Genomic DNA, 21,219 nt, shown 5'->3' on the forward strand with positions numbered 1-21,219 from the left:
GGCCCTTGCGTGGCTGATCAGATCGCCGAGGTCCTGCCCCCGTCCATCGGGATGATCGCGCCGGTGACGTAGCTGGCCCGAGCCGAAGCCAGGAATACCGCGACATCCGCGATCTCCCCGGGCTCGGCCATGCGGCCCAGCGGGATGTCGGCGAGCTGGCGGGCCAGCACCTCCTCGCGCGGCAGGCCGCTGGCGCGCACCGCGGCATCCAGGCCCTCGTCGATCCGGCTGGTACGGGTGATGCCCGGGTTGATCGCGTTCACGCGCACGCCCTTGCCCGCGTACGCATTCGCGTAGCCCACCGTCGCCAGCATCAGGGCGGCGTTGGCCGAACCGCCGGCGATGTGCTGCGGGTTGGCCTGCCGCCCGCCCTGCCCGATCACGTTGACGATGCTGCCACGGCCGCGCGCGCCCATGCGGCGGATCACCGGGTCGATCGCGTGCATGTAGCTGAGGTACTTCGCCTCCATCGCCGCCAGCACCGCTGCGGCATCGAGTTCGTCCGGCGTTGCGCGACGCGCGGCGCCGGCGCAGTTCACCAGCACGTCGAGCGGGCCATGCGCATGCTCGATGCGTTCCATCACCTGCTGCGCCGCCACGCTGTCCTTCAGGTCCCCCGGCTGCACTGCCAGCGCCCGGCCCAGCGAGCCGAGCTGCTGCTGCGCCGCCTGCAGGTTCGCCGGATCGCGCGAGATGCCCACCACCTTCGCGCCCTCGCGCGCAAACGCGATCGCGCAGGCCAGCCCGATGCCCTTGCTGGCGCCGGTGACCACCACGACCCGGCTGGCCAATTCGAGATCCATGCGTGCCCCCGCGCGGCTGATATCGGCGCATTGAACCACGCCGGGCAGCCGCGGAATGACGGTTGTCAGCAACGATGGCCGAGGAATGCCCCTGTGCGGCCGCCGCCACAGGCCCCAGCATGGGCTGCCCGCCTGCCGGCACCGCCGGGCTCCCACCGGGCATAGGCCATCAGTCATGTTGCGAAATCGCATCGCGCCTATTGACGACTCGAAGTTCAGTGTTATAGTTAACTATAACACCACTAAACGAGATCACTAAGGAGGCCCGTCATGAAAGCGCAGAACCTGATCGCCAGCGCCGCCGCCGTCCTGTTCACCTTCGCCAGCCTGAGCGCCGTCCACTACAACGTCGACAGCCAGCCCGTCCCCGCCGGCAAGACCAGCGTCATCCCCGTCATCGACCTGGCCCCGGTCCAGGTCCGTCCCAGCGCCGCCGAGATGCGCTCCGCCGCCCTGTTGAACGAAATCGGGGTCGCCGGAATCGCCACCATCCCGGCCATGCGTCACCTGGAAAATCCCGGCAATACCGAGCAGTTCAACCTGCTCGGGTCGCAGCTGGTCATGCCCTACTATGCGTTTGGCAACAAGTTCGGCCGCATCGCGAAGGAATAAAACATGACCATGACCTGGAACGACAGCGTCCCGATCTATCGCCAGCTGCAGCAACGCGTGGTGGCGATGATCCTGGACGGCGCCTTGAACGAGGGCGACCCGCTGCCGTCGGTACGCCAGGTGGCCGCGGACTTTCAGATCAACCCGCTGACCGTGTCGAAGGCCTACCAGGAACTGGTCGACGAACAACTGGTTGAAAAAAGGAGGGGACTGGGCATGTTCGTCATCGAAGGCGCGCGCGAGGCGCTGCTGAAATCGGAACGCGAGCGGTTCCTGCGCGAGGAGTGGCCGGTATTGTTTGCCCGGCTGCAGCGACTGGGACTGGACCTGAAGACGCTTATGCGCGAAGCCCCGACCGAAAAGGGCAACGCCGACAAGGAGGAGAAATCATGAGCGCAGTCATCACGGCCAGCAGCCTGAGCAAGCGGTACAAGTCGGCGCTGGCGCTGGACGACGTCAGCTTCCAGGTCGAGCCCGGCCGCATCGTCGGCCTGATCGGCCCCAACGGCGCCGGCAAGACCACCGCGCTGAAGGCGATCCTCGGCCTCACCGATTTCCAGGGCGAGCTGAGCGTGCTCGGCCTCGATCCGCGCAGGCAGCGCGGCAAGCTGATGGAACAGGTCTGCTTCATCGCCGACGTCGCCGTGCTGCCACGCTGGATCCGGGTGCGTGAAGCCGTCGACTTCGTCGCCAACGTGCACCCGCGCTTCGACCGCAAGAAATGCGAGGCCTTCCTGGCCCGCACCAAGCTGCAACCGAATCAGCGCGTGCGGCAGCTGTCCAAGGGCATGATCGTGCAGCTGCACCTGGCGCTGGTGATGGCGATCGACGCCCGCCTGCTGGTACTGGACGAGCCCACCCTGGGTCTGGACATCCTCTACCGCAAGCAGTTCTACCAGAACCTGCTGGAGGACTACTTCGACGAGAACAAGACGATCATCGTCACCACCCACCAGGTGGAGGAAGTCGAACACATCCTCACCGACCTGATGTTCATCCGCGACGGCCGGATCGTGCTGGATGCCGACATGGACGCCGTCGGCGAGCGCTTCGCCGAGGTGATGACGAGCGCCGACAACGCAGCCGCCGCCCGCGCGCTGAAACCGCTGGACGAGCGCCAGGTGTTCGGCAAGAGCATCTTCCTGTTCGACGGCGCCGACCGCGCGCGACTCGAGGCGCTTGGCGAGATCCGCCGCCCCTCCGTCAGCGACCTGTTCGTCGCCACCATGAAAGGGACCTACGCATGAAAACCCGGGCTCTGAACGAAATGTACTGGTTGGTGAAGCGCGAGTTCTGGGAACACCGCGGCGGCTTCCTGTGGGCTCCGCTGATCACCGGCGGCGTGTTCCTGCTGCTGAACCTGATGGGCATCATCGCCGGCGAGGTAATCGGCGCGCAGCACGGCATGCACTTCATGTTCAACGACCGGATCCACATCCTCGACCATACGCTGAGTGCGGACGAGGTGGTCAGGGCCGGCACGCTGATGGACATGGTGATGTACTCGACCACGTTCATCATCAGCATCGTGCTGGGCTTCGTGGTGTTCTTCTACTGCCTCGGCGCGCTGTACGACGACCGTCGCGACCGCAGCCTGCTGTTCTGGAAGTCGCTGCCGCTGTCGGATACTGCGACGGTGTTTTCCAAGGTGGTATCCGCTACCCTGCTTGCTCCGCTGATTGCGCTGGTCTGCGGCGTGGTCACCGGCATCGCGATGCTGTTGCTGTTCGTGATCGCGCTGTCCTTCCACGGCGTCGGTGCCTGGCATCTGCTGGCCTACGCGCATCCGTTCCAGGTCGTCGCCAACCTGGTCGGCAGCATTCCGCTGTATGCGCTGTGGTCATTGCCGAGCGTGGGCTGGCTGCTGCTCTGCTCCGCCTGGGCGCGCAGCAAGCCGTTCCTGTGGGCCGCGCTACTGCCGGTGGCGGTGGGCATGATACTGGGCTGGTTCAACCTGATGGGTGGGCCTTTCATAGGCAACGGCTGGTACTGGGGCGACGTGTGCGGCCGCATCCTGCTCAGCGTGTTTCCGGGCAGCTGGCTGGGCGCTGGCAACTACCAGAGCGTGAGCAGTGGCGCGGAACACACGCTGGAAGCCCTGAACCTCGGCAACGCCTACGGGGTCATGGGCACGCCCCGTTTCTGGATCGGCGCGGTCGCCGGCCTCGTCATGCTCGCTGGCGCCATCTGGCTGCGCCGCTGGCGCGACGACACCTGATATCCGACCACATTCAAACGGGGAGAACATCGATGAAAACCAACGTCATCGCCATCGGCATCCTTGCCTCCGCGCTGTTGCTGCCGCTGGCCGCCTGCAGCCGGTCCGGGCAGGACACCGCCCAGCCGGGCGCCACCAGCGACATGACGCAGGCAGCGAAGGAAGTCCGCGAGCAGACCTCCTCGTCGATGATTGCCGTCGAGGTCCGCAAGAGCATCGAGCAGGCCAAGAAGGAGCTGGTCAGCAAGGACGTCAGCCTGGGCAATATCCACATCGGCGACGGTCCGCACCCGCACGACGGCTCCCTCCCCAAGGCGGTGATCACCCCGCAAGGCGAGCTGGTTATCGCCGGCAAGCCGGTATCTGCCACGCCGGAACAGCACACCCTGCTGGTGGATTACCGCCAGCAGATCGTCGGCATTGCCGAGGCCGGCATGGACATCGGCGCCAGCGGCGCGGACATCGGCGTCGCCGCAGCGAAGCAGGCGATCTGGGGCGCGTTCACCGGCAAGACCGACAAGGAGATCGAGGCCAGCATCAAGCCGCAGACCGAGCAGATCCAGGCCGCCGCCATGCAGTTGTGCAAGCGTCTGCCCGACATGCTGGTCTCGCAGCAGAAGCTGGCCGCCGCCATGCCCGCGTTCCAGCCCTATGCCACGATGACGCAGAAGGACGTCGACGATTGCGGCAAGAACATGAAGGACAAGGACGGCAAGAGGGGCTTTGCCGTGTTCTCCGACTGATCCGGGCATCCCTCTTGCATCATGCAACGAGGACTCTGGATGGAATGTCACTTATTCAAACGCCGTCATCCCCGCGAAAGCGGGGATCCCGTGTGACCGGATGACAACCGAGGCACTGGATCCCCGCTTTCGCGGGAATGATCGAGAGACGAGAAGTGAAGGTTCCGCACTCAAGCAAGCGCCATCTGGCTCTGGACGCATCCATCGCTGGCTTCTACTCGCCGTGGATGCCGCCCCTGGTCAGCGCCATCGGGTCGAGCAGTTTCTGCAGCTCGGCCTTCGACAATCCCGTCGTTTCCAGCGCGACCTCCATGATCGGCCGGTGCTGCTTGTACGCCAGCTTGGCGGTGGCTGCGCCCTTCTCGTAGCCGATCACCGGGTTCAGCGCGGTGACCAGGATCGGGTTCATCGCCAGCGCCTGGTTCACCCGCGCCTTGTTGACCTTGAAGCCGGCGATGGATTTGTCGGCCAGCAGCATGCTGACGTTGGCCAGGATCCCGATCGACTGCAGCAGGTTGTGCGCGATCAGCGGCAGCATCACATTGAGCTGGAAGTTGCCGGACTGGCCGGCGATGGTGATGGAAGCATCGTTGCCGATCACCTGCGCGGCGACCATCGCGGTGGCCTCGGGAATCACCGGATTGACCTTGCCCGGCATGATCGACGAACCCGGCTGCAGCGCGGGCAGCTCGATCTCGCCCAGGCCGGCCAAGGGGCCTGAATTCATCCAGCGCAGGTCGTTGGCGATCTTCATCAGCGCCACCGCCAGCGTCTTGAGTTGGCCGGACAGCTCCACCGCGGCGTCCTGCGCGGCCATGCCCTCGAAGTAGTTTTGCGCCGACTCGAACTTCACCCCGGTCAGCTTCTTCAGCTGCGTCGCCATCGCCGGGCCGAACTTCGGATCGGCGTTGATGCCGGTGCCTACCGCCGTGCCACCCTGCGGCAGCCGGCGCATGCGTTTCAGCGCATCCCCGATGCGCTCGATGGCGGAGCCGATCTGCGCCGACCAGCCTGACAGTTCCTGGCCGAAGGTGATCGGCATCGCGTCCATCAGATGGGTGCGACCGGTCTTCGGCGTGCTGCGCAATTCACGCGCGCGCCTGTCGATGGTCTGCTTCAGGTGCTTCAGCGCCGGCAGCAACTGCTCGCTGGCGGTGAGCGTGGCGCTGACGTGGATCGCGGTGGGGATCACGTCGTTCGAGCTCTGCCCGTAGTTGACGTGGTCGTTCGGGTGCACCTTGGCGCCGGCCGCCACCGCCAGGTGCGCGATCACCTCGTTCGCATTCATGTTGGTGCTGGTGCCCGAGCCGGTCTGGAAGATGTCGATCGGGAACTGCGCGTCATGCTGGCCATCCGCCACCGCCAGCGCCGCCTTGCGGATCGCCGCGGCCTGGTTCTTCTTGAGATGCCCCATCGCCAGGTTGACCTCGGCGGCCGCGGCCTTGATCAGCCCCAGCGCGCGGATGAACTGGCGCGGCAGGTGCAGGCCGGAGATCGGGAAGTTGTCGATCGCACGCTGGGTCTGTGCGCCGTACAGCGCGTCGGCGGGGACCTTCAGCTCGCCCATGCTGTCGTGTTCGATGCGGAAGTTGTTCATGGTTTGGTCCTTCGGTGGATGGAGAAAACCGAATCCTGGGGAACTCCCGTCGCCCCAGCGCAAGCTGGGGCCCAGTGACTCAGGGCCCTTGAAGACCACAGGCACTGGATTCCTGCTTGCGCAGGAATGACGAGCAAAAAAAGCCGTTTCATGGCTCGCCACTATAGGCCGCAACGCATCGCGCCGCCGTCAATGTAAAATGCCGGTTTTCCCCTTGCCGGAACCAGCGATGTCCTCCCACGCCCTCACCGCCCTGTCGCCGCTGGACGGCCGCTACGCCAGCAAGGTCGAAGCGCTGCGCCCGATCTTCAGCGAGTTCGGCCTGATGCACCGCCGGGTGCAGGTGGAAATCGCCTGGCTGCTGGCGCTGGCCGCCGATCCGCGGATTGTCGAGCTGCCGCCCTTCGACGCGGGCCAGGTCGCCACCCTGCAAGCGATCGCGGACGACTTCAGCGAAGCCGACGGCGAGCACATCAAGGCGATCGAGGCGACCACCAACCACGACGTCAAGGCGGTGGAGTACTTCATCAAGGAGAAGATCGGCGCCGACGCCGGCCTGGCGCAGGCCAGGGAATTCGTGCACTTCGCCTGCACCAGCGAGGACATCAACAACCTGTCCTACGCGCTGATGCTGCGCGACGCGCGCAGCCAGGTACTGCTGCCGCAGCTGGACGCGGTGATCGCCAAGCTGCGCGAGATGGCGCACGCGAACGCCGCGCTGCCGCTGCTCTCGCGCACGCACGGCCAGACCGCCTCGCCCAGCACGCTGGGCAAGGAAATCGCCAACGTGGTGGCGCGGCTGGAACGCCAGCGCAAGCAGCTCGCTGCCGTGGAGATTTCCGGCAAGATCAACGGCGCGGTGGGCAACTACAACGCCCACGCCATCACCTACCCGGAACTCGACTGGCGCGCGTTCTCGCAGCGCTTCGTGGAAAGCCTCGGCCTCGACTTCAACGCCTACACCACCCAGATCGAGCCGCACGACAACGTGGCCGAATACTGCGACGCGGTGCGCCGCGCCAACATCATCCTGATCGACCTGGCCCGCGACATCTGGGGCTACATCTCGCTCGGCTACTTCAAGCAGACGCTAAAGGCCGGTGAGGTGGGTTCCTCCACCATGCCGCACAAGGTCAACCCGATCGACTTCGAGAACGCCGAAGGCAACCTCGGCCTCGCCAATGCCCTGCTCGGCCACTTTGCCGAGAAGCTGCCGATCAGCCGCTGGCAGCGCGATCTCACCGACTCCACCGTGCTGCGCGCGCTGGGCACCGCGTTCGGCCACAGCCTGGTCGCGCTGGAATCGCTGAAAAAAGGCCTGGGCAAACTCAACGTCAACGCCGAACGCATCGCCGCCGACCTCGACGCCAGCTGGGAAGTATTGGCCGAAGCCGTGCAGACCGTAATGCGCCGCTACGGCCTGCCGCAGCCCTACGAACAGCTCAAGGCGCTGACCCGCGGCCACGGCATCACCAAGGAGTCGATGCGCGAATTCATCGCCGGCCTCGACCTGCCGGCCGACGCGAAGCAGCGCCTGCTGGAACTCACGCCGGGCGGCTACATCGGCTTGGCGGCGGGGCTGGCGCGGGATATCTGATCCTGCCGTCACCCCAGCGCAAGCTGGGGTCCAGCGCCTTGGCGCCGGCCAAACGGAGGCACCACGTTCCCGCCTGCGCAGGAACGACCAGCAACGACGGGCCGCGCGTCAGCACGCGCGGCCCGATGCATCTCAGGCTAGAGCCTTCTTCACCAACCCCTCGGCCTCCAATGCTGCCTGCACCGCGGGACGCGCGACCACGCGATTCTGGAACGCCAGCAGTGCCGGGAAGCCGGACAGGTCCAACTCGACCGGCTTCGCCCAGTTGGTCACGGTGAACAGGTAGGCGTCGGCTGCGGTGAACGCATCGCCCAGCAGGAACGGCTGCTTCGCCAGCACGTCCTCGATGAACTGGTAGCGCCGCTTCAGGTATTCCTTGCGCTCGGCGCGGGTGGCTTCCGGCGTGTCCGGCTTGAACAGCGGGCTGTAGCTCTTGTGGATCTCCGAGTTGATGTAGCCCAGCATTTCCTGCAGGCGGTAACGCGCCGGCGTGCCGTTGGCGGGCGCCAGGCCGCTGGCCGGCTTCTGGTCGGCCAGGTACTGCACGATTGCCGGGCCTTCGGTCAGCAGTTCGCCGTTGTCCAGCGCCAGCGCCGGCACGTAGCCCTTGGGGTTGATCTGCCAGAAATCCGCGCCGCCCTCGGTGCGCTTGGCCTTGCCGTCGACCTTCTCCAGCGTGAGCGGAATGCCGGCCTCGAGCGCCACGATGTGCGGGGAAAGCGAGCAGGCGCCAGGGGAGTAGTAGAGCTTCATGCGATGACTCCGTGTGGATGGGGGACACGGATGGCACACCGGACCAAGCGGCACGCCTCCGAACCGCGCATGCTACGCCGCCATGGTTACCATTGGATACCACCTAACCGCTGGTTGGTCCTAGAATGCGGTAACTCCCCGGTTACCGAGCCACCCGCATGGGCCTCCCCGTCCGCAAAAGCAAGGTCGCGCCGCCGCCCGCCTGCCCGCTCACCGAAAGCCTGGCGCTGCTGCGCGGCGCCTGGGCACCCAACGTGATCTGGTTCCTCAGCGGCGAACCGCGCCGCTTCGGCGAACTGCGCCACGACATCCCGCGCATCTCCGCCCGCGTGCTCAGCGCGCGCCTGCGCGAACTGGAATCGCGCGGCCTGGTCAGCCGCCGCCTGCTCGACACCTCCCCGCCCTCCGCCGAATACGCGCTCACCGAGCTGGGTCGCGAACTGCTGCCGGCGATCAGCGCGCTGGCGCGCGTGGGGCAGAAGCTGATTGCGGAGTGGAATTCGCGGGCTTCGCTGGTGAAGCAGGCGCGCGTGGTGGGGTGAGGTGCACTTGCTTGCCACCGGGACGGGCTCGTGGAACGATGCCACGGTCGCTTCCAGCGTTGCCAAATGCTGCGCGATTAGATTGCAGAGTCAGGCTGCAACCGGGAGATTCAAGTCGTTGATATTTTCAGGCTTGCACCACACCAGCTGCACTGACGGCACGAATTAGGCTGCGGGATTACACTGCAATCTGACACCTACTTCGAGTCAGGCCGATGGAAAGCACGCTGCTTGACGTCTCGCTCAAGCTACTTGCCGGGCTCGGAGTTACATCCGTCGCCGGCTTCCTGAGTCTGTATGCAGCTTGGATATCTTTTCCGCCAGAACTGGTAGTTGATGCTGTCATCGACAAGAGCAAGAAGTTCAACTCAGAATCGCGCATCAAGATCAAGAACAGCGGAAAGTTGCCGGCGCTTGCAGTCCAAGCCGATGCTGAGAATGTATGCGCGCGAATTGGCGGGCTCACGATGAGGAATTGCGGGTTCTTCAATGGACCTCATGTCTTCCCGCGCTTGTCTGGAGGGGAGGCTGCAGAGATTTCTGTCAGTCCCGGCATTGGCTTCGGTCAAGCTATGCAGATATCAGAGTTCTCGTATCGCCTGACGTTCATATACCGAACCAAGCTGCTCTTCCTCGGAAAGAGCTTCAAGAAGTCATGGGTTGTGGAACTGAGGAACTTCGAAGATGGATACGCGTGGAATGTCACCCCGGCCTAACAGATCGTCCGACGCGGACACGCAGCGGCATTGCGCCGCGAGGCGCGCTGGCGAGCGTACGCCCCGCGGCGCAATGCTGCTGCGTGCCGGTCGACTCCGACGTTAGATGCCCTCACCCCACCTCATCCGACCCCTCATTCACCCCCTCGAACAGGAACGTCGACAAGTAACGCTCGCCGGTATCCGGCAGCATCGCCAGCAGCACTGCACCTTGCGGTGCCTCGGCCGCCACCTGCAGCGCAGCAGCCAGCGTGGCGCCGGAGGAGATGCCGGTGAAGATGCCTTCCTGCTGTGCCAGGGCGCGCGAGGTGTCGCGGGCCAGTACGTCGTCGACCGGCACGATGCGGTCGACCACCTCGGGGTTGAGCACGGCCGGCACGAAGTCCGGCGTCCAGCCCTGGATCTTGTGCGGCTGCCATTCCTTGCCGGAAAGCAGCGCCGCGCCGGTCGGTTCGGTGGCGATCACCTTCACTTCCGGGCGCGCCACCTTGAGCACCTCGCCCACGCCGGTCAGCGTGCCGCCGGTGCCCCAGCCGGTGACGAAGTAGTCCAGCCGGCGGCCGGCGAAGTCGCGCAGGATCTCCGGCGCGGTGGTCTGCCGGTGATACGCCGGATTGGCGGGATTCTCGAACTGGCTGGCGAGAAACCAGCCGTGCTTCTGCGCCAGTTCCTGCGCCTTCGCCACCATGCCGGTACCGCGCGCGGCGCCGGGCGTGAGCACCACCTTGCCGCCGTAGGCGCGGATCAGCTTGCGCCGCTCGACCGAGAACGTATCCGACATCACCGCCACGAACGGGTAGCCGCGCGCCGCGCAGATCGCGGCCAGCGCCACGCCGGTGTTGCCCGAGGTGGCCTCGATCACGGTCTGGCCGGGCTTGAGCGTGCCGCGCTGTTCGGCGTCGAGGATGATCGCCAGGGCCAGGCGGTCCTTCACCGAACCGGCGGGGTTGAACGCTTCCACCTTCACGTACAACTCGACGTGCTTGGGGGCAAGGCGGTGAAGCCTGACGATCGGCGTGTTGCCGATGGTGTCGAGGATGCTGTCGTGGATCATGGGAAGGCTCCGGGTGGCAAGCTGAAAGGCGGTCGCGAGAGCATGCTCGCGCCCGGGTGAAACTATCGTCAGGCGCGGTGCACCGCTGCCAGTACGTCGGTAGCGGCCGGGCCGGCCGCGCGCGCGGGGCGGATGTCGTGTATTGCGGCGCCCAGCGGGGGCGCCCCGAACCAGGCCAGCGAGGTGGCCAGCGACGCCACTTCGCCCAGGATCAGCAACGCCGGCGAACGCACCCCGTGGGTCGCGGCCCGCTCGGCCAGGTGGGCCAGGGTGCCGGTGACCACCCGCTGCTCCGGGCGCGAGCCGTTCTCGACCAGGGCGAACGGGGTCGACGGCGCGCGGCCGTGCGCGACCAGCCGGGCCTGCAGCTCGGCCAGCTCGGCCACGCCCATGTACACGGCCAGGGTCTGCCGCTCCTGCGCCAGCGCGGCCCAGTCCAGGCTGTCGCGCGAGGACTGGCAGTGCGCGGTGACGAAACGCACCGACTGCGCGTGGTCGCGATGGGTCAGCGGCACGCCGGCGTAAGCCGCGCAGGCGACGGCCGCGGTAATGCCGGGCACCACTTCGTAGGGGATGCCGTGGGCGTGCAGGAATTCCAGCTCCTCGCCGCCGCGGCCGAACACGAACGGGTCGCCGCCCTTCAACCGCACCACCCGCCGCCCCGCCCGCGCGTGCTGTAGCAGCAACGCGTGGATGCCGTCCTGGGTGGTGTGGTGGTGGCCGGCCTGCTTGCCCACCTCGATCCGCTCGGCGTCGCGCCGGGCCAGCTCCAGCACCTCGGCACTGACCAGCCGGTCGTGCAGGATCACGTCGGCTTCGTTCAGCGCACGCAGCGCGCGCAGGGTCAGCAGGCCCGGATCGCCGGGGCCGGCGCCGACCAGCACCACCGAGCCCGTCCGGGTGGGCGACGGCGCCGCCAGTGCCTGCCCGGCCGCCTGCCAGGCCTCGTCCGGCCGGCCCTGGCGCAGCAGCGCGGCGACCGGACCGGCAAACAGTTCCTCGTAGAACCCGCGCCGCGCCGCCGGTTCCGGGTAGCGCAGGCGGATGCGCCGGCGCAGGCGTGCCGCCAGCGTGGCCAGCGCGCCCAGCGAATGGTCGAGCAGGGTTTCCAGCCGCTCACGCAGCAGCCGCGCCAGCATCGGCGCCTCGCCGCCGCTGGAGATCGCGATGGTCAGCGGCGCGCGATCCACCACCGCCGGCACGTGGAAGCTGGACAACGCGGCGTCGTCGACCACGTTGACGAAGATCCGCCGCAGCCCGGCAAAGGTGGCGATCAGCCGGTTCAGCTCGGCGTCGGAGGTGGCCGCCACCACCAGCCAGACCCGCTCCAGCCACGCCTCGCGAAACGCATCGGGGCGGTGGGCGATGCGCCCCGCCGCCGCCCAGCGCTGCAGCTGCGGGGTGAGCTCGGGTGCATTCACCGTGACCTGCGCCTGCGCGCCGAGCAGGGCCGCCACCTTGCGCTCGGCCACCGCGCCGCCGCCCACCACCAGCACGGCGCGGCGGGACAGGTCGGCGAACAGGGGATAGAGTTTCATCCGGGCGGAACCGCGGCGTGCAAGGGAGGGCGAAACCACGCTACGCAAGCGCCGTCGCGCCGGCAAATGATCTGCGCTTACGTCCATATGCCGCCGCGTCATGAAGCGCGCCGGACTTGACCATTCCAAAAAATGGACGTATAGACGTCCAATCATGATCATTTGCCGCCACCACGAACCAGCCCCCGGCCCCAGGCTGTCCGCCTGCGTCCAGGCTCCATGCACGCTGCCGGCCCGTGCCATGCGATGTATCCGTGTTCCGTCCGCGCCCCGATCGCACGATCCCGACCGCCCACGAGACCATCGCCATGACGCTGACCCAATTACGCTACCTCGTTGCCATCGCCGACTCCGGCCTCAACATCACGCTAGCCGCCGAGCGCGTCCATGCCACCCAGCCCGGCCTGAGCAAGCGGCTCAAGCAGCTTGAGGACGAGCTGGGCTTCCAGCTGTTCGTGCGCAAGGGCAAGAGTCTGGACTCGGTGACCCACGCCGGCCGGCACGTGCTGGAACGCGCCCGCACGATCCTCGCCGAGGTGGCCAACATCCGCTCGATCGCCGCCAACCTGCGCAACGAGGCGCGCGGCGAGCTGCGCATCGCCACCACCCACACCCAGGCCCGCTTCGCCCTGCCCGCCGCGATCGGCGCGCTGAACCGCAGCTACCCGCAGGTCAGCGTGCACCTGCAGCCGGGCCGCGACAGCGAAGTGCTGGCCCAGCTGGAGGCCGGCCGTGTCGACCTGGCGGTGATCAGCACCGCCGGCGCGCCCCCGGCCACGGGCATCGCGCTGCCGGCCTATCGCTGGCACCGGGTAATCGTGGTGCCGCAGGGACATCCGCTGGGCGCGGGCGGGCAACCGCCCACGCTCGACCAGCTGGCCGTGCTGCCGCTGGTCAGCTACGACTCCTCGCTGAAGCCCGACTCGTCGCTGCGCCGCGCGTTCGAGGCCGTCGACCTGCATCCGCAGATTGCGATGACTGCCGGCGACGCCGACCTGATCAAGACCTACGTGCGCACGGGTCTGGGCATCGGCGTGCTGGCCGAGATGGCGATGCTGGAAAGCGACACCGACCTGCGCGCGCTGCCGGCCGACCACCTGTTTCCCCAGTGCACGACCTGGATCGTGCTGCGCCGCGAAAGCGTGCTGCGCGAATACGTGCTGGAGTTCATCGCGCAGTTCGCGCCGCACCTGGACCGCCGCGACGTGGTGCGCGCCCTCGCTGCCGATGCTGCGCCCATCGAGTGGCCAGCGGTACCGCACTGGCGGGAGCGTCCGCCCACCGCGCTGCCCGACGCCGCCTGAAACCGTCCAGTCACGCAGGGCGGGCGCCGCCCGCCGCCCTTTCGGCACCCTGCGACGAAGTGTGGGAAGAGCGGCGGGCACTGCCCGCCCTACGGCGCTGCGAAGCTGCCGGATGCGGGCTGGACGAACCAGCGCGGGGAGTCTACGCCATGGTGTGCAGTCCGCATTCGCGCTTGAGCCCGAAGAAACGGGTGTCCTCTGCGTCCATGCCCGGCTCCCAGCGATGGCTGGTGTGGCTGTCGCCGATCGAGACGTAGCCCTGCTGCCACAGCGGGTGGTACGGCAGGCCGTGGCGCGCGAGGTACTGGCCGATGTCGCGATCGCTCCAGTCGGCCAGCGGATGGAATTTCCAGCGGCCGTTGCGGATCGCCGCGAACTCGATCGCTGCCCGGCTCCGCGACTGCCCGCGGCGCAGGCCGGCGAACCAGCCGGCGGCGTGCAGGTCGGCCAGCGCACGCTGCATCGGCTCGACCTTGCGCAGCCGGTTGTAGTGGTCGAGCCCGGCCACGCCCTGCTCCCACAACCGTCCGTGGCGCGCTTCCATCCAGGCGGGGCTGAGCGGCGAGCTGTACACCTTGAGGTTCAGCCCGAGCCGCCCGGTCAACTCGTCGACGAAGCGGTACGTCTCGGGAAACAGGTAGCCGGTGTCGATCAGCACCACCGGCATTGACGGCCGCTGGCGGGTCACCAGGTGCAGCGATACCGCCGACTGCGCGCCGAAGCTGGACGACAGCACGTGCTCGCCGGCGACGTTTTCCAGCGCCCATGCCACCCGGCGTTCGGCGTCGAGCCGGGACAGCATGGCGTTCAACGCGGCCAGCGCGCGCGGTTCGTGCGGCGCCTGCTCGAGCAGCACGGCGCTCACGCGAGCAGTTCCGCCGGAATGCGCCGCGACGGCAGCGGCGCGAGGATGCCGGCACGCAGCAGGAAATCGCCGAAGCCCTCGCCGTCCGCACGCTCGGCGGCGTAGCGCGCGAACAGCGGATCGAGCGCGGCGAGGATCGCCGCTTCGTCCACGTTCTCGCGGTAGACCTGGTTCAGCCGCTGGCCGCTGAAGTCGGCGCCCAGACGCAGGTCGTAGCGCCCCGGCCCGCGCCCGACCAGGGCGATCTCGCCAAGGTACGGCCGCGAGCAGCCGTTCGGGCAGCCGGACAGGCGCAGCAGGATCGGCGCGTCGGCCAGGCCATGCCGATCGAGCAACGCCTCCAGCTTCGGCAGCAGCGCCGGCAGGTAGCGTTCGCTTTCGGCCATCGCCAGGCCGCAGGTGGGTAGCGCCACGCAGGCGATCGCGTGGCGGCGGATCGCACTCTGCTCGCGGTAGCCGTCCAGTCCGTGTTCGCGCACGATCGCGTCGATATGCTCGCGCTCGCCCGCCGCGACGTTCGCCACGATCACGTTCTGGTTGCAGGTCAGGCGGAAGTCGCCGGCATGCACCTTCGCCAGCTCGCGCAGGCCGCTGAGCCAGCGGCGCCCGCCCGTGTCGGCGAGCCGGCCCGATTCGATGTGCAGGGTGAGATGCCAGCGGCCGTCGCTGCCTTCGACCCAGCCGTAGCGGTCGCCGTTGTGTTCGAAGCGGTACGCGCGCGGCGCGGCGAGCGCGTGGCCGAGGCGCGATTCCAGCTCGGCCTTGAAGGCGTCCAGGCCGTGCCGGTCCAGCGTGTACTTCAGCCGCGCGTGCTTGCGTTCGGCACGGTCACCCCAGTCGCGCTGCACGCGGATCGCCGCCTCGGCCACCGCGAACAACTGCTCCGGCGTGGCGAAACCGATCACGCTGGCCAGCCGCGGGTAGGTGCTGGCATCGCCATGGGTCGCGCCCATGCCGCCGCCGACGGCAATGTTGAAGCCGCGCAGCGTGCCCTGCTCGATGATCGCGATCAGGCCCAGATCCTGCGCGAACACGTCGATGTCGTTGAGCGGCGGGATCGCCAGGCCGATCTTGAACTTGCGCGGCAGGTAGGTGGCGCCGTACAGCGGCTCGCTCTCTTCCACGGGATCGCCGTGCAGCTTCTCGCCGTCCAGCCAGATCTCGTGGTAGGCGCGTGTCCTGGGCGCCAGCTCGGCGGAGAGCCGCGTGGCCCAGGCATACGCCTCAGCATGCGCGGCCGACTCCACCGGATTCGCCGTGCTGACCACGTTGCGCACCACGTCGCCGCAGGCGGCGATGGTGGTGGCCAGCGCCTCGTGGATCGCCGCGATGGTCGGCTTCAGCTGGCGCTTGATGATGCCGTGCCACTGGAAGGTCTGCCGCGTGGTGATGCGCAGCGTGCCGCTGGCGTACTCGCGGGCGATGCGGTCGAACACCAGCCACTGCGCCGGGGTCACCACGCCGCCGGGCAGGCGCGCGCGCAGCATGAACGAGTAGGCCGGTTCCAGTTTCTGCTTGCGGCGCTCCTCGCGCAGGTCGCGGTCGTCCTGCTGGTAGCTGCCGTGGAATTTCAGCAGCTTGGTGTCGTCGTCGCTGATCGCGCCGGTGACCGGGTCGGCCAGACCCTCGGCGATGCCACCGCGCAGGAAACGGCTGGCCGCCTTGATGTGTTCGAGGTGCGAGAGTTTCGTGCTCATGTCAGTACACGTCACGGGCGTAGCGGCCCTGCTGCAGGAGATCGCCGAGCCAGGCGTTCGCCTCGTCGGCTGAGCGGTTGCCGTGGGCCACGATCACGTCGACCAGCGCGGCGTGAACGTCGCGGGCCATCTGCTTCGCATCGCCGCAGACATAGAGGTGCGCACCGTTCTTCAGCCACGCATGCAACTCGGCGCCGCGCTCGCGCAGGCGCTGTTGCACATAGGTTTTATGCTCCGCGTCCCGCGAGAACGCCAGGTCGAGCCGGTGCAGCGAGCCGTCCTGCAATGCCTGCTGCCACTCCACCTGGTAGAGGAAATCACTGGCGAAGTGGCGGTTGCCGAAGAACAGCCAGTTGCGGCCCGTGGCACCGCTTTCGCGACGTTCCTGCACGAACGCGCGGAACGGCGCCACGCCGGTGCCCGGCCCGATCATGATGATGTCGCGCGAGCCGTCGGCCGGCAGGCGGAAGCGCTCGTTCGGCTCGATGAATACCGGCAGCTTGCCGTCCTCGCCGGTCGCGGCAAGCAGCGAGGAGGCGGCGCCCCAGTGCGCGCTGCCGTGCGCCTGGTAATCCACCACGGCCACGGTCAGGTGCACCTCCTCGCCCACCGCCTTCGTGCTGGAGGCGATCGAGTACAGCCGCGGCGCCAGTGGCCGCAGCGCCGCCAGCAGCGTTTCGGGTTGCCATGTCGCCGGGTAGCGGCGCAGCAGGTCGATCGGCTGCTCGTCGGCCAGTACCGCCGCGAACTGCGCCGACTGCTCCGGTTGCAGCAGCCTGGCCAGTTCGTCGTGGCCGCCGGCGGTCGCCAGCGCACTGATGAAGCCGCGGTGCAGCCGGGTGATTTCGCGCTCGCGGCCCAGCCACTGCCGCAGCGGCAACGTGCGCTGCTGGTGGGTCACCGGCTGCGCGCCGTCCAGTTGCAGGGCTTCCAGCCATTGCTCGACCAGTGCCGGCGGATTGTGCGGCCACACGCCCAGCGCATCGCCCGGCTGGTAATGCAGGCCGGAGCCTTCCAGCGACAGCTCGATATGCCGAACGTCGCGCGCGCTGTCGCGCGCCACGATGCGCTGGTTGGCCAGCACGGTGGCGGCGAACGGCTGTTCGCGCGACCAGGCGCTGCGGCTCGGCACCACGTGCAGCGGGGTCGCCCGCGCCGGGGCGCCGGCCTGGCGCAGCCGCTCCCGCGCCTGCTCCAGCGCCTGCTCCACCCACGGCGCGGCGACGGCTTCGACCTCGACGTCCGCTTCGCCGAACGCGGCGAGACGGCTGCCGCCCAGCTCGGCCAGGCGAGCGTCGAGCTCGCGCCCGATCGTGCAGAACTGCGGGTAGCTCGAATCGCCCAGCCCTAGCACGGCGAACTGCAGCGCCGGCAGCTTCGGCGCGCGCTTGCCGGTGATGAACTCGAACAAGCCGCGCGCGTCGTCCGGCGGCTCGCCGTCGCCCTGGGTGCTGATCACCACCAGCAGATGGCGTTCCTGCGCCAGCTCGCGCTGCGGATAGGCATCGGCGCGCAGCAGCCGCACCGGCAGGCCGGTCGCTTCAGCACGGCTGGCCAGCTGCTCGGCGATGCGCTTCGCGTTGCCGGTCTGGCTGCCGTAGACGATACTGAGCCGCTCAGCGCTGCGCTCGGCGACCGCGGAGGGGATGTCCCGCTGCGCCTGCGCCGCCTGCGCGGCACTCCACGCGGCGATCCAGTACAACTGGGCGACCGTCAGGCTCTCCAGCTCGCGGGTCAGCCTGGTCAGCTTTTCCGCATCCAGGTTCGGCGCTGGAAGGTTCGGCACGGCGACGGTATTCACGATGACTCCATTTGGACGTCCAAACTCTCGACGTGCAAATTATTTTCCGGGCGCCTGCTTTGGAAAGGATGTGTCGGCATGTGCATATGCCGAGTGCTTATTTCCGCGCGCGGAGGCCTCTTCCGATACTTGCTACACTTTTGCATCGCGCACGGATGTCTTCTGCCCATGCCACCGCTTTCCGAATTCTTCACCTTCGCTGCCGTAGGCGCATTCGCCCAGTTGGTCGACGGCGCGCTGGGCATGGCTTACGGCGTCGTCTCGGCGGCGATGCTGCTGGGGCTGGGGCTGCCGCCCGCGGTGGCCAGCGCCAGCGTGCATTACGCCGAAACCTTCACCTGCGGCGCCTCCGGCCTCAGCCACCTCGCTGCCGGCAACGTGCGGCGGCAGCTGTTCTGGACGCTCGTCATCCCCGGCATCATCGGTGCCGTGATCGGCGTTTGGGTGGTCACCCATGTCCCGGCCAGCTGGATGCGGCTGCTGCTCACCCCCTACATGCTGGGCATGGGCGTGTTCCTGCTGCGGCGGGCGACCCGGCGCGACCGCAGTCATGACGACGCGGTGCCGCGCGCCACCCGCCCGCTGGGCCTGGTGGCCGGTTTCGCCGATGCCGTGGCCGGCGGCGGCTGGAGCGCGCTGACCGTGACCACCCTGGTCGCCCGCGGCGCCACGCCACGCACGGTGATCGGCACGGTGCACCTGGCCAAGTGCGTGGTCAGTGCCGCCGCCAGCGTCAGCTTCCTGCTGCATGTCGGCGCCACCAACGGCGTGGCCGTGCTCGGCCTGATCGCGGGCGGCGTGGCCGCCGCGCCGCTGGGCGCCCTGCTCGTCCGCTACCTGCCGGCACGGGCCGCGACGCTGCTGGCCGCCACCGCGGTGCTGGCGCTGGGGCTCAACAACGTGATGAAGGCACTGTACTGACGTCGCCCCCGCCGGTCGCCGCTACAATGCGCGCATGACCAGGCCAGCCTCCTTTCCGATCGAAGTCCGCGGTTCCGCGAAGCAGCCGCTAGGCATGCCGCCGGCCCGTTTCCTGCGCGACTACTGGCAGAAGCGCCCGCTGCTGATCCGCCACGCGTTCCCCGATTTCAAGCCGCCGCTGCAGCCGGACGACCTGGCCGGGCTGGCCTGCGAACCGGCCGCGCTGGCGCGGCTGATCGTGCACGACGAGAAGCGCGACCGCTGGCGGGTCAAGTCGGCCCCGCTCGACGAGGCCGACTTCGCCGGCACCCCCGACAGCCACTGGACCTTGCTGGTGCAGGACGTCGACAAGTGGGACGTGGACGTGGCCGGCCTGCTGCACCACTTCAGTTTCCTGCCGACCTGGCGCGTGGACGACGTGATGGTCTCCTACGCCGAGCCCGGCGGCGGTGTCGGCGCCCACGTCGACCAGTACGACGTGTTCCTGCTGCAGGGCCTGGGGTCGCGGCACTGGGCGATCAGCGACGATCCGCTGGCGCCGAAGGCGTTCCGCCCCGACGTGGAGCTGAAGCAGCTGGTGCATTTCGAGCCGACCCACGAATGGCTGCTGGAACCGGGCGACATGCTGTACCTGCCGCCGGGCGTACCGCACGACGGCGTCGCCTTCGGCGGCCCGTGCATGACGTTTTCGGTGGGCATGCGCGCGCCCTCCCAGGCCGAACTGACCGGCGACCTGGCCGACTACATCGCCGAGCGCCTGCCGGAGGAACTGCGCTACGCCGACCCGGACCTCAAGCCGGCCACCGCTGCCGGCGAAATCGACCGCGCGGCGATCGAGCGGCTGAAGGACGCGCTGCCGTTCGCCGCGGCACTGCGCGACGACGCGCTGCGCGACTGGTTCGGCCGTTTCATCACCCGCTACCGCAGCGCGCAGGTGCCGGCGCTACCGGACAAGCCGCTGACCGACGCCACGCTGGCGAAGCAGCTCGATGCCGGTGCGCAGTTGCTGCGCCACCCCTGGTCGCGGCTGGCCTGGAGCCGCGGCAAGTCCGATTGCACGCTTTACGTCAACGGGCAGGCGTACCCGGCCACGCCGGCGCTGGCGCAGCAGCTGTGCGAGCAACGCGCGCTCACCATCACCCGCAAGCTTGACGCCACCGGGCTGGCCCTGCTGCTGGCCCTGGTCAACGACGGCCACCTGCTGCCGCGCAAACCCCGCCGCCGATGAAACTGCAGGACTTCCACGTCGAGATCGCCGACTGGTCGCGCGCCGACCAGCGCAGCGCCCTGCTCGATCTGCGCGAGGTCGTATTCATCCGGGAACAGGCAGTCCCCGAGCAGCGCGAACGCGACGGACTGGATGCGGACTGCTGGCACGTGCTGGCACGCGACGAGGCCGGCCAGCCGATCGGCTGCGGCCGGCTCACGCCGCAGCACAAGATCGGCCGCATGGCGGTGCTGCCGGCATGGCGCGGGCGCGGCGTCGGCATGGCGCTGCTGCGCGAGCTGCTCGCCCGTGCCCGCGCGCTGGGCTGGCCACAGGTGGCGCTGGATGCCCAGGTCAGCGCGATCGGCTTCTACCAGCGCCAGGGTTTCGTGGCATACGGCGACGAGTTCGAGGATGCCGGCCTGCCGCACCGGGCCATGCACCTCGAACTGGCCGCCGCCGGCCCGCAGGAGCCGCCGCGCGACGGCATTGCCCTGCCCACCGGCAGCCGCAGCGAGATCGCCGCCGCGCGCCTGCTGCTGCTTCGCGACGCCCGCCACCGGCTCTCCATCCGCCTGCCGCTGCTGGAGAACGACTGCTACGCCGGCACGGAGGAACTCGCCGAGCTGCGGCGCATCGCGACCTCCGGCCGCGTCGCGCAGATCCGCATCCTGCTGCACGACCCGGCCGCGGCCCAGCGCGACGACCACCGCCTGGTCGCGCTGGCGCAGCGTCTGTCCAGTACGATCCAGATCCGCACGCCGGTGGAGGAGGCCGACCTGACCTACGCCTCGGCCTGCCTGCTCAACGACGCCGGCGGCTACCTGTTCCTGCCCGAGGCGGATCGCGTGCAGGGCCGCGCCTCCCGCCTCGACCGTCCGGCCCAGGTGCCGCTGCAGCAGCATTTCGACGAAGTCTGGGAGCGCTCCGAGCGCGCCAGCGTGCTGCAGGCGCTGGATCTTTGAGCCGACGGGGCCCCCGCGCCTTCCCTGGATGACACCGACTGTGCGGCAAACCGCAAGAAACCGCAGCCTGCGGCAAAACGTGCCCTAGACCATCGTCGAAATGCCCGCCGGCAGCCCGTTCCGGGCGGTTCGCGGGTTGCCGCGTCGCAGCAGCCAAAGGCTATAATCGTCGGGATTCTCCCCAGTCATCCGTACGAGCGGTCTACCGGGCTTGAAAACCGGACGGAAGCCGCGACCTCAAAGGTCACACGGATGGCCGCAAGCATCCCTTCCCTGCCGGTGGTGA

The 21,219-nt window shown here is 68.4% G+C and carries 20 protein-coding genes; 12 read left to right on the plus strand and 8 right to left on the minus strand.

Translation table 11 applies throughout. The features are described from left to right. Window positions 1-17 precede the first annotated feature (17 nt). The gene (locus AC1Q5A_RS08140) at window positions 18-803 is read right to left on the minus strand and encodes an SDR family NAD(P)-dependent oxidoreductase (RefSeq protein WP_492700024.1); all 786 of its coding nucleotides are present in this window, start codon (window positions 801-803) and stop codon (window positions 18-20) included. Between the two features lie 270 nt (window positions 804-1,073). Here AC1Q5A_RS08140 and AC1Q5A_RS08145 point away from each other — a divergent pair, with 270 nt between their 5' ends. The 5 genes from AC1Q5A_RS08145 to AC1Q5A_RS08165 are packed head-to-tail and all read left to right on the plus strand — an operon-like array spanning window position 1,074 to window position 4,376. Further along, window positions 1,074-1,415, plus strand: coding sequence for a hypothetical protein (locus AC1Q5A_RS08145; RefSeq protein WP_492700026.1), 342 nt, complete (start codon window positions 1,074-1,076; stop codon window positions 1,413-1,415). A 3-nt stretch (window positions 1,416-1,418) separates the two neighbouring features. Next, the gene (locus AC1Q5A_RS08150; RefSeq protein ID WP_114342546.1) at window positions 1,419-1,808 is read left to right on the plus strand and encodes a GntR family transcriptional regulator; all 390 of its coding nucleotides are present in this window, start codon (window positions 1,419-1,421) and stop codon (window positions 1,806-1,808) included. Then, window positions 1,805-2,662, plus strand: a complete 858-nt coding sequence (locus AC1Q5A_RS08155) for an ABC transporter ATP-binding protein (RefSeq protein ID WP_492700028.1) — start codon at window positions 1,805-1,807, stop codon at window positions 2,660-2,662. Before AC1Q5A_RS08150 ends, AC1Q5A_RS08155 begins: the two co-directional genes overlap by 4 nt. Then, entirely contained in the window at window positions 2,659-3,633 is a 975-nt protein-coding gene (locus tag AC1Q5A_RS08160) for a hypothetical protein (RefSeq protein WP_492700030.1), read from the plus strand. The genes AC1Q5A_RS08155 and AC1Q5A_RS08160 overlap by 4 nt, the downstream gene beginning before the upstream one ends. A gap of 32 nt (window positions 3,634-3,665) precedes the next feature. Next, window positions 3,666-4,376 carry a YggN family protein gene (locus AC1Q5A_RS08165; RefSeq protein WP_492700031.1) on the plus strand — a complete coding sequence of 237 codons (711 nt, stop codon included), beginning with the start codon at window positions 3,666-3,668 and terminating at the stop codon, window positions 4,374-4,376. A gap of 214 nt (window positions 4,377-4,590) precedes the next feature. Here AC1Q5A_RS08165 and AC1Q5A_RS08170 read toward each other — a convergent pair whose 3' ends face one another. Further along, window positions 4,591-5,973: a class II fumarate hydratase gene (locus AC1Q5A_RS08170; RefSeq protein WP_492700032.1), complete on the minus strand. Its 1,383-nt coding sequence runs from the start codon at window positions 5,971-5,973 to the stop codon at window positions 4,591-4,593. Window positions 5,974-6,202: 229 nt separating this feature from the next. Here AC1Q5A_RS08170 and purB point away from each other — a divergent pair, with 229 nt between their 5' ends. Next, window positions 6,203-7,570: an adenylosuccinate lyase gene (purB, locus tag AC1Q5A_RS08175; protein WP_492700034.1), complete on the plus strand. Its 1,368-nt coding sequence runs from the start codon at window positions 6,203-6,205 to the stop codon at window positions 7,568-7,570. 132 nt (window positions 7,571-7,702) lie between these two features. Here the strand turns inward: purB and gstA are convergent, their stop codons facing one another. After that, the gene (gstA, locus tag AC1Q5A_RS08180; RefSeq protein ID WP_492700036.1) at window positions 7,703-8,323 is read right to left on the minus strand and encodes a glutathione transferase GstA; all 621 of its coding nucleotides are present in this window, start codon (window positions 8,321-8,323) and stop codon (window positions 7,703-7,705) included. A 158-nt stretch (window positions 8,324-8,481) separates the two neighbouring features. Between gstA and AC1Q5A_RS08185 the strand changes: the two genes are divergently transcribed. Together AC1Q5A_RS08185 and AC1Q5A_RS08190 are read left to right on the plus strand one after the other, a co-directional pair. Then, window positions 8,482-8,865, plus strand: coding sequence for a winged helix-turn-helix transcriptional regulator (locus tag AC1Q5A_RS08185; protein WP_492700038.1), 384 nt, complete (start codon window positions 8,482-8,484; stop codon window positions 8,863-8,865). Between the two features lie 215 nt (window positions 8,866-9,080). After that, window positions 9,081-9,581, plus strand: a complete 501-nt coding sequence (locus AC1Q5A_RS08190; RefSeq protein ID WP_492700040.1) for a hypothetical protein — start codon at window positions 9,081-9,083, stop codon at window positions 9,579-9,581. 112 nt (window positions 9,582-9,693) lie between these two features. Here the strand turns inward: AC1Q5A_RS08190 and cysK are convergent, their stop codons facing one another. Next, window positions 9,694-10,635 carry a cysteine synthase A gene (cysK, locus tag AC1Q5A_RS08195; protein ID WP_492700042.1) on the minus strand — a complete coding sequence of 314 codons (942 nt, stop codon included), beginning with the start codon at window positions 10,633-10,635 and terminating at the stop codon, window positions 9,694-9,696. Between the two features lie 68 nt (window positions 10,636-10,703). Then, entirely contained in the window at window positions 10,704-12,173 is a 1,470-nt protein-coding gene (gene cysG / locus AC1Q5A_RS08200) for a siroheme synthase CysG (protein WP_492700044.1), read from the minus strand. 308 nt (window positions 12,174-12,481) lie between these two features. Between cysG and AC1Q5A_RS08205 the strand changes: the two genes are divergently transcribed. Continuing rightward, a complete protein-coding gene (locus AC1Q5A_RS08205) occupies window positions 12,482-13,477 on the plus strand; it encodes a LysR substrate-binding domain-containing protein (protein WP_492700192.1) in 996 nt (331 codons plus the stop codon). 142 nt (window positions 13,478-13,619) lie between these two features. On the opposite strand, the gene AC1Q5A_RS08210 is transcribed toward AC1Q5A_RS08205, so the two are convergent. The 3 genes from AC1Q5A_RS08210 to AC1Q5A_RS08220 are packed head-to-tail and all read right to left on the minus strand — an operon-like array spanning window position 13,620 to window position 17,840. Next, entirely contained in the window at window positions 13,620-14,342 is a 723-nt protein-coding gene (locus AC1Q5A_RS08210) for a phosphoadenylyl-sulfate reductase (protein WP_492700045.1), read from the minus strand. Continuing rightward, complete coding sequence (gene cysI, locus AC1Q5A_RS08215; RefSeq protein ID WP_492700047.1) at window positions 14,339-16,039, minus strand: assimilatory sulfite reductase (NADPH) hemoprotein subunit; 1,701 nt, start codon at window positions 16,037-16,039, stop codon at window positions 14,339-14,341. The genes AC1Q5A_RS08210 and cysI overlap by 4 nt, the downstream gene beginning before the upstream one ends. A 1-nt stretch (window position 16,040) precedes the next feature. Next, entirely contained in the window at window positions 16,041-17,840 is a 1,800-nt protein-coding gene (locus AC1Q5A_RS08220) for an assimilatory sulfite reductase (NADPH) flavoprotein subunit (RefSeq protein ID WP_492700049.1), read from the minus strand. A 168-nt stretch (window positions 17,841-18,008) separates the two neighbouring features. Here AC1Q5A_RS08220 and AC1Q5A_RS08225 point away from each other — a divergent pair, with 168 nt between their 5' ends. The 3 genes from AC1Q5A_RS08225 to AC1Q5A_RS08235 are packed head-to-tail and all read left to right on the plus strand — an operon-like array spanning window position 18,009 to window position 20,933. Next, window positions 18,009-18,761, plus strand: coding sequence for a sulfite exporter TauE/SafE family protein (locus AC1Q5A_RS08225; RefSeq protein WP_492700051.1), 753 nt, complete (start codon window positions 18,009-18,011; stop codon window positions 18,759-18,761). 34 nt (window positions 18,762-18,795) lie between these two features. Then, window positions 18,796-19,989, plus strand: a complete 1,194-nt coding sequence (locus AC1Q5A_RS08230) for a JmjC domain-containing protein (protein WP_492700053.1) — start codon at window positions 18,796-18,798, stop codon at window positions 19,987-19,989. Beyond that, window positions 19,986-20,933, plus strand: a complete 948-nt coding sequence (locus tag AC1Q5A_RS08235; protein ID WP_492700055.1) for a GNAT family N-acetyltransferase — start codon at window positions 19,986-19,988, stop codon at window positions 20,931-20,933. The genes AC1Q5A_RS08230 and AC1Q5A_RS08235 overlap by 4 nt, the downstream gene beginning before the upstream one ends. Window positions 20,934-21,219 lie beyond the last annotated feature (286 nt).

Source organism: Rhodanobacter sp. GW835-FHT13D09 (assembly GCF_058793995.1).

Excerpts from the sequence above, each read along its gene's own strand:
- AC1Q5A_RS08140 (WP_492700024.1), bottom strand. The coding sequence starts at position 803 with ATGGATCTCGAATTGGCCAGCCGGGTCGTGGTGGTCACCGGCGCCAGC.
- AC1Q5A_RS08145 (WP_492700026.1), top strand. The coding sequence starts at position 1,074 with ATGAAAGCGCAGAACCTGATCGCCAGCGCCGCCGCCGTCCTGTTCACC.
- AC1Q5A_RS08150 (WP_114342546.1), top strand. The coding sequence starts at position 1,419 with ATGACCATGACCTGGAACGACAGCGTCCCGATCTATCGCCAGCTGCAG.
- AC1Q5A_RS08155 (WP_492700028.1), top strand. The coding sequence starts at position 1,805 with ATGAGCGCAGTCATCACGGCCAGCAGCCTGAGCAAGCGGTACAAGTCG.
- AC1Q5A_RS08160 (WP_492700030.1), top strand. The coding sequence starts at position 2,659 with ATGAAAACCCGGGCTCTGAACGAAATGTACTGGTTGGTGAAGCGCGAG.
- AC1Q5A_RS08165 (WP_492700031.1), top strand. The coding sequence starts at position 3,666 with ATGAAAACCAACGTCATCGCCATCGGCATCCTTGCCTCCGCGCTGTTG.
- AC1Q5A_RS08170 (WP_492700032.1), bottom strand. The coding sequence starts at position 5,973 with ATGAACAACTTCCGCATCGAACACGACAGCATGGGCGAGCTGAAGGTC.
- purB (WP_492700034.1), top strand. The coding sequence starts at position 6,203 with ATGTCCTCCCACGCCCTCACCGCCCTGTCGCCGCTGGACGGCCGCTAC.
- gstA (WP_492700036.1), bottom strand. The coding sequence starts at position 8,323 with ATGAAGCTCTACTACTCCCCTGGCGCCTGCTCGCTTTCCCCGCACATC.
- AC1Q5A_RS08185 (WP_492700038.1), top strand. The coding sequence starts at position 8,482 with ATGGGCCTCCCCGTCCGCAAAAGCAAGGTCGCGCCGCCGCCCGCCTGC.
- AC1Q5A_RS08190 (WP_492700040.1), top strand. The coding sequence starts at position 9,081 with ATGGAAAGCACGCTGCTTGACGTCTCGCTCAAGCTACTTGCCGGGCTC.
- cysK (WP_492700042.1), bottom strand. The coding sequence starts at position 10,635 with ATGATCCACGACAGCATCCTCGACACCATCGGCAACACGCCGATCGTC.
- cysG (WP_492700044.1), bottom strand. The coding sequence starts at position 12,173 with ATGAAACTCTATCCCCTGTTCGCCGACCTGTCCCGCCGCGCCGTGCTG.
- AC1Q5A_RS08205 (WP_492700192.1), top strand. The coding sequence starts at position 12,482 with ATGACGCTGACCCAATTACGCTACCTCGTTGCCATCGCCGACTCCGGC.
- cysI (WP_492700047.1), bottom strand. The coding sequence starts at position 16,039 with ATGAGCACGAAACTCTCGCACCTCGAACACATCAAGGCGGCCAGCCGT.
- AC1Q5A_RS08225 (WP_492700051.1), top strand. The coding sequence starts at position 18,009 with ATGCCACCGCTTTCCGAATTCTTCACCTTCGCTGCCGTAGGCGCATTC.
- AC1Q5A_RS08230 (WP_492700053.1), top strand. The coding sequence starts at position 18,796 with ATGACCAGGCCAGCCTCCTTTCCGATCGAAGTCCGCGGTTCCGCGAAG.
- AC1Q5A_RS08235 (WP_492700055.1), top strand. The coding sequence starts at position 19,986 with ATGAAACTGCAGGACTTCCACGTCGAGATCGCCGACTGGTCGCGCGCC.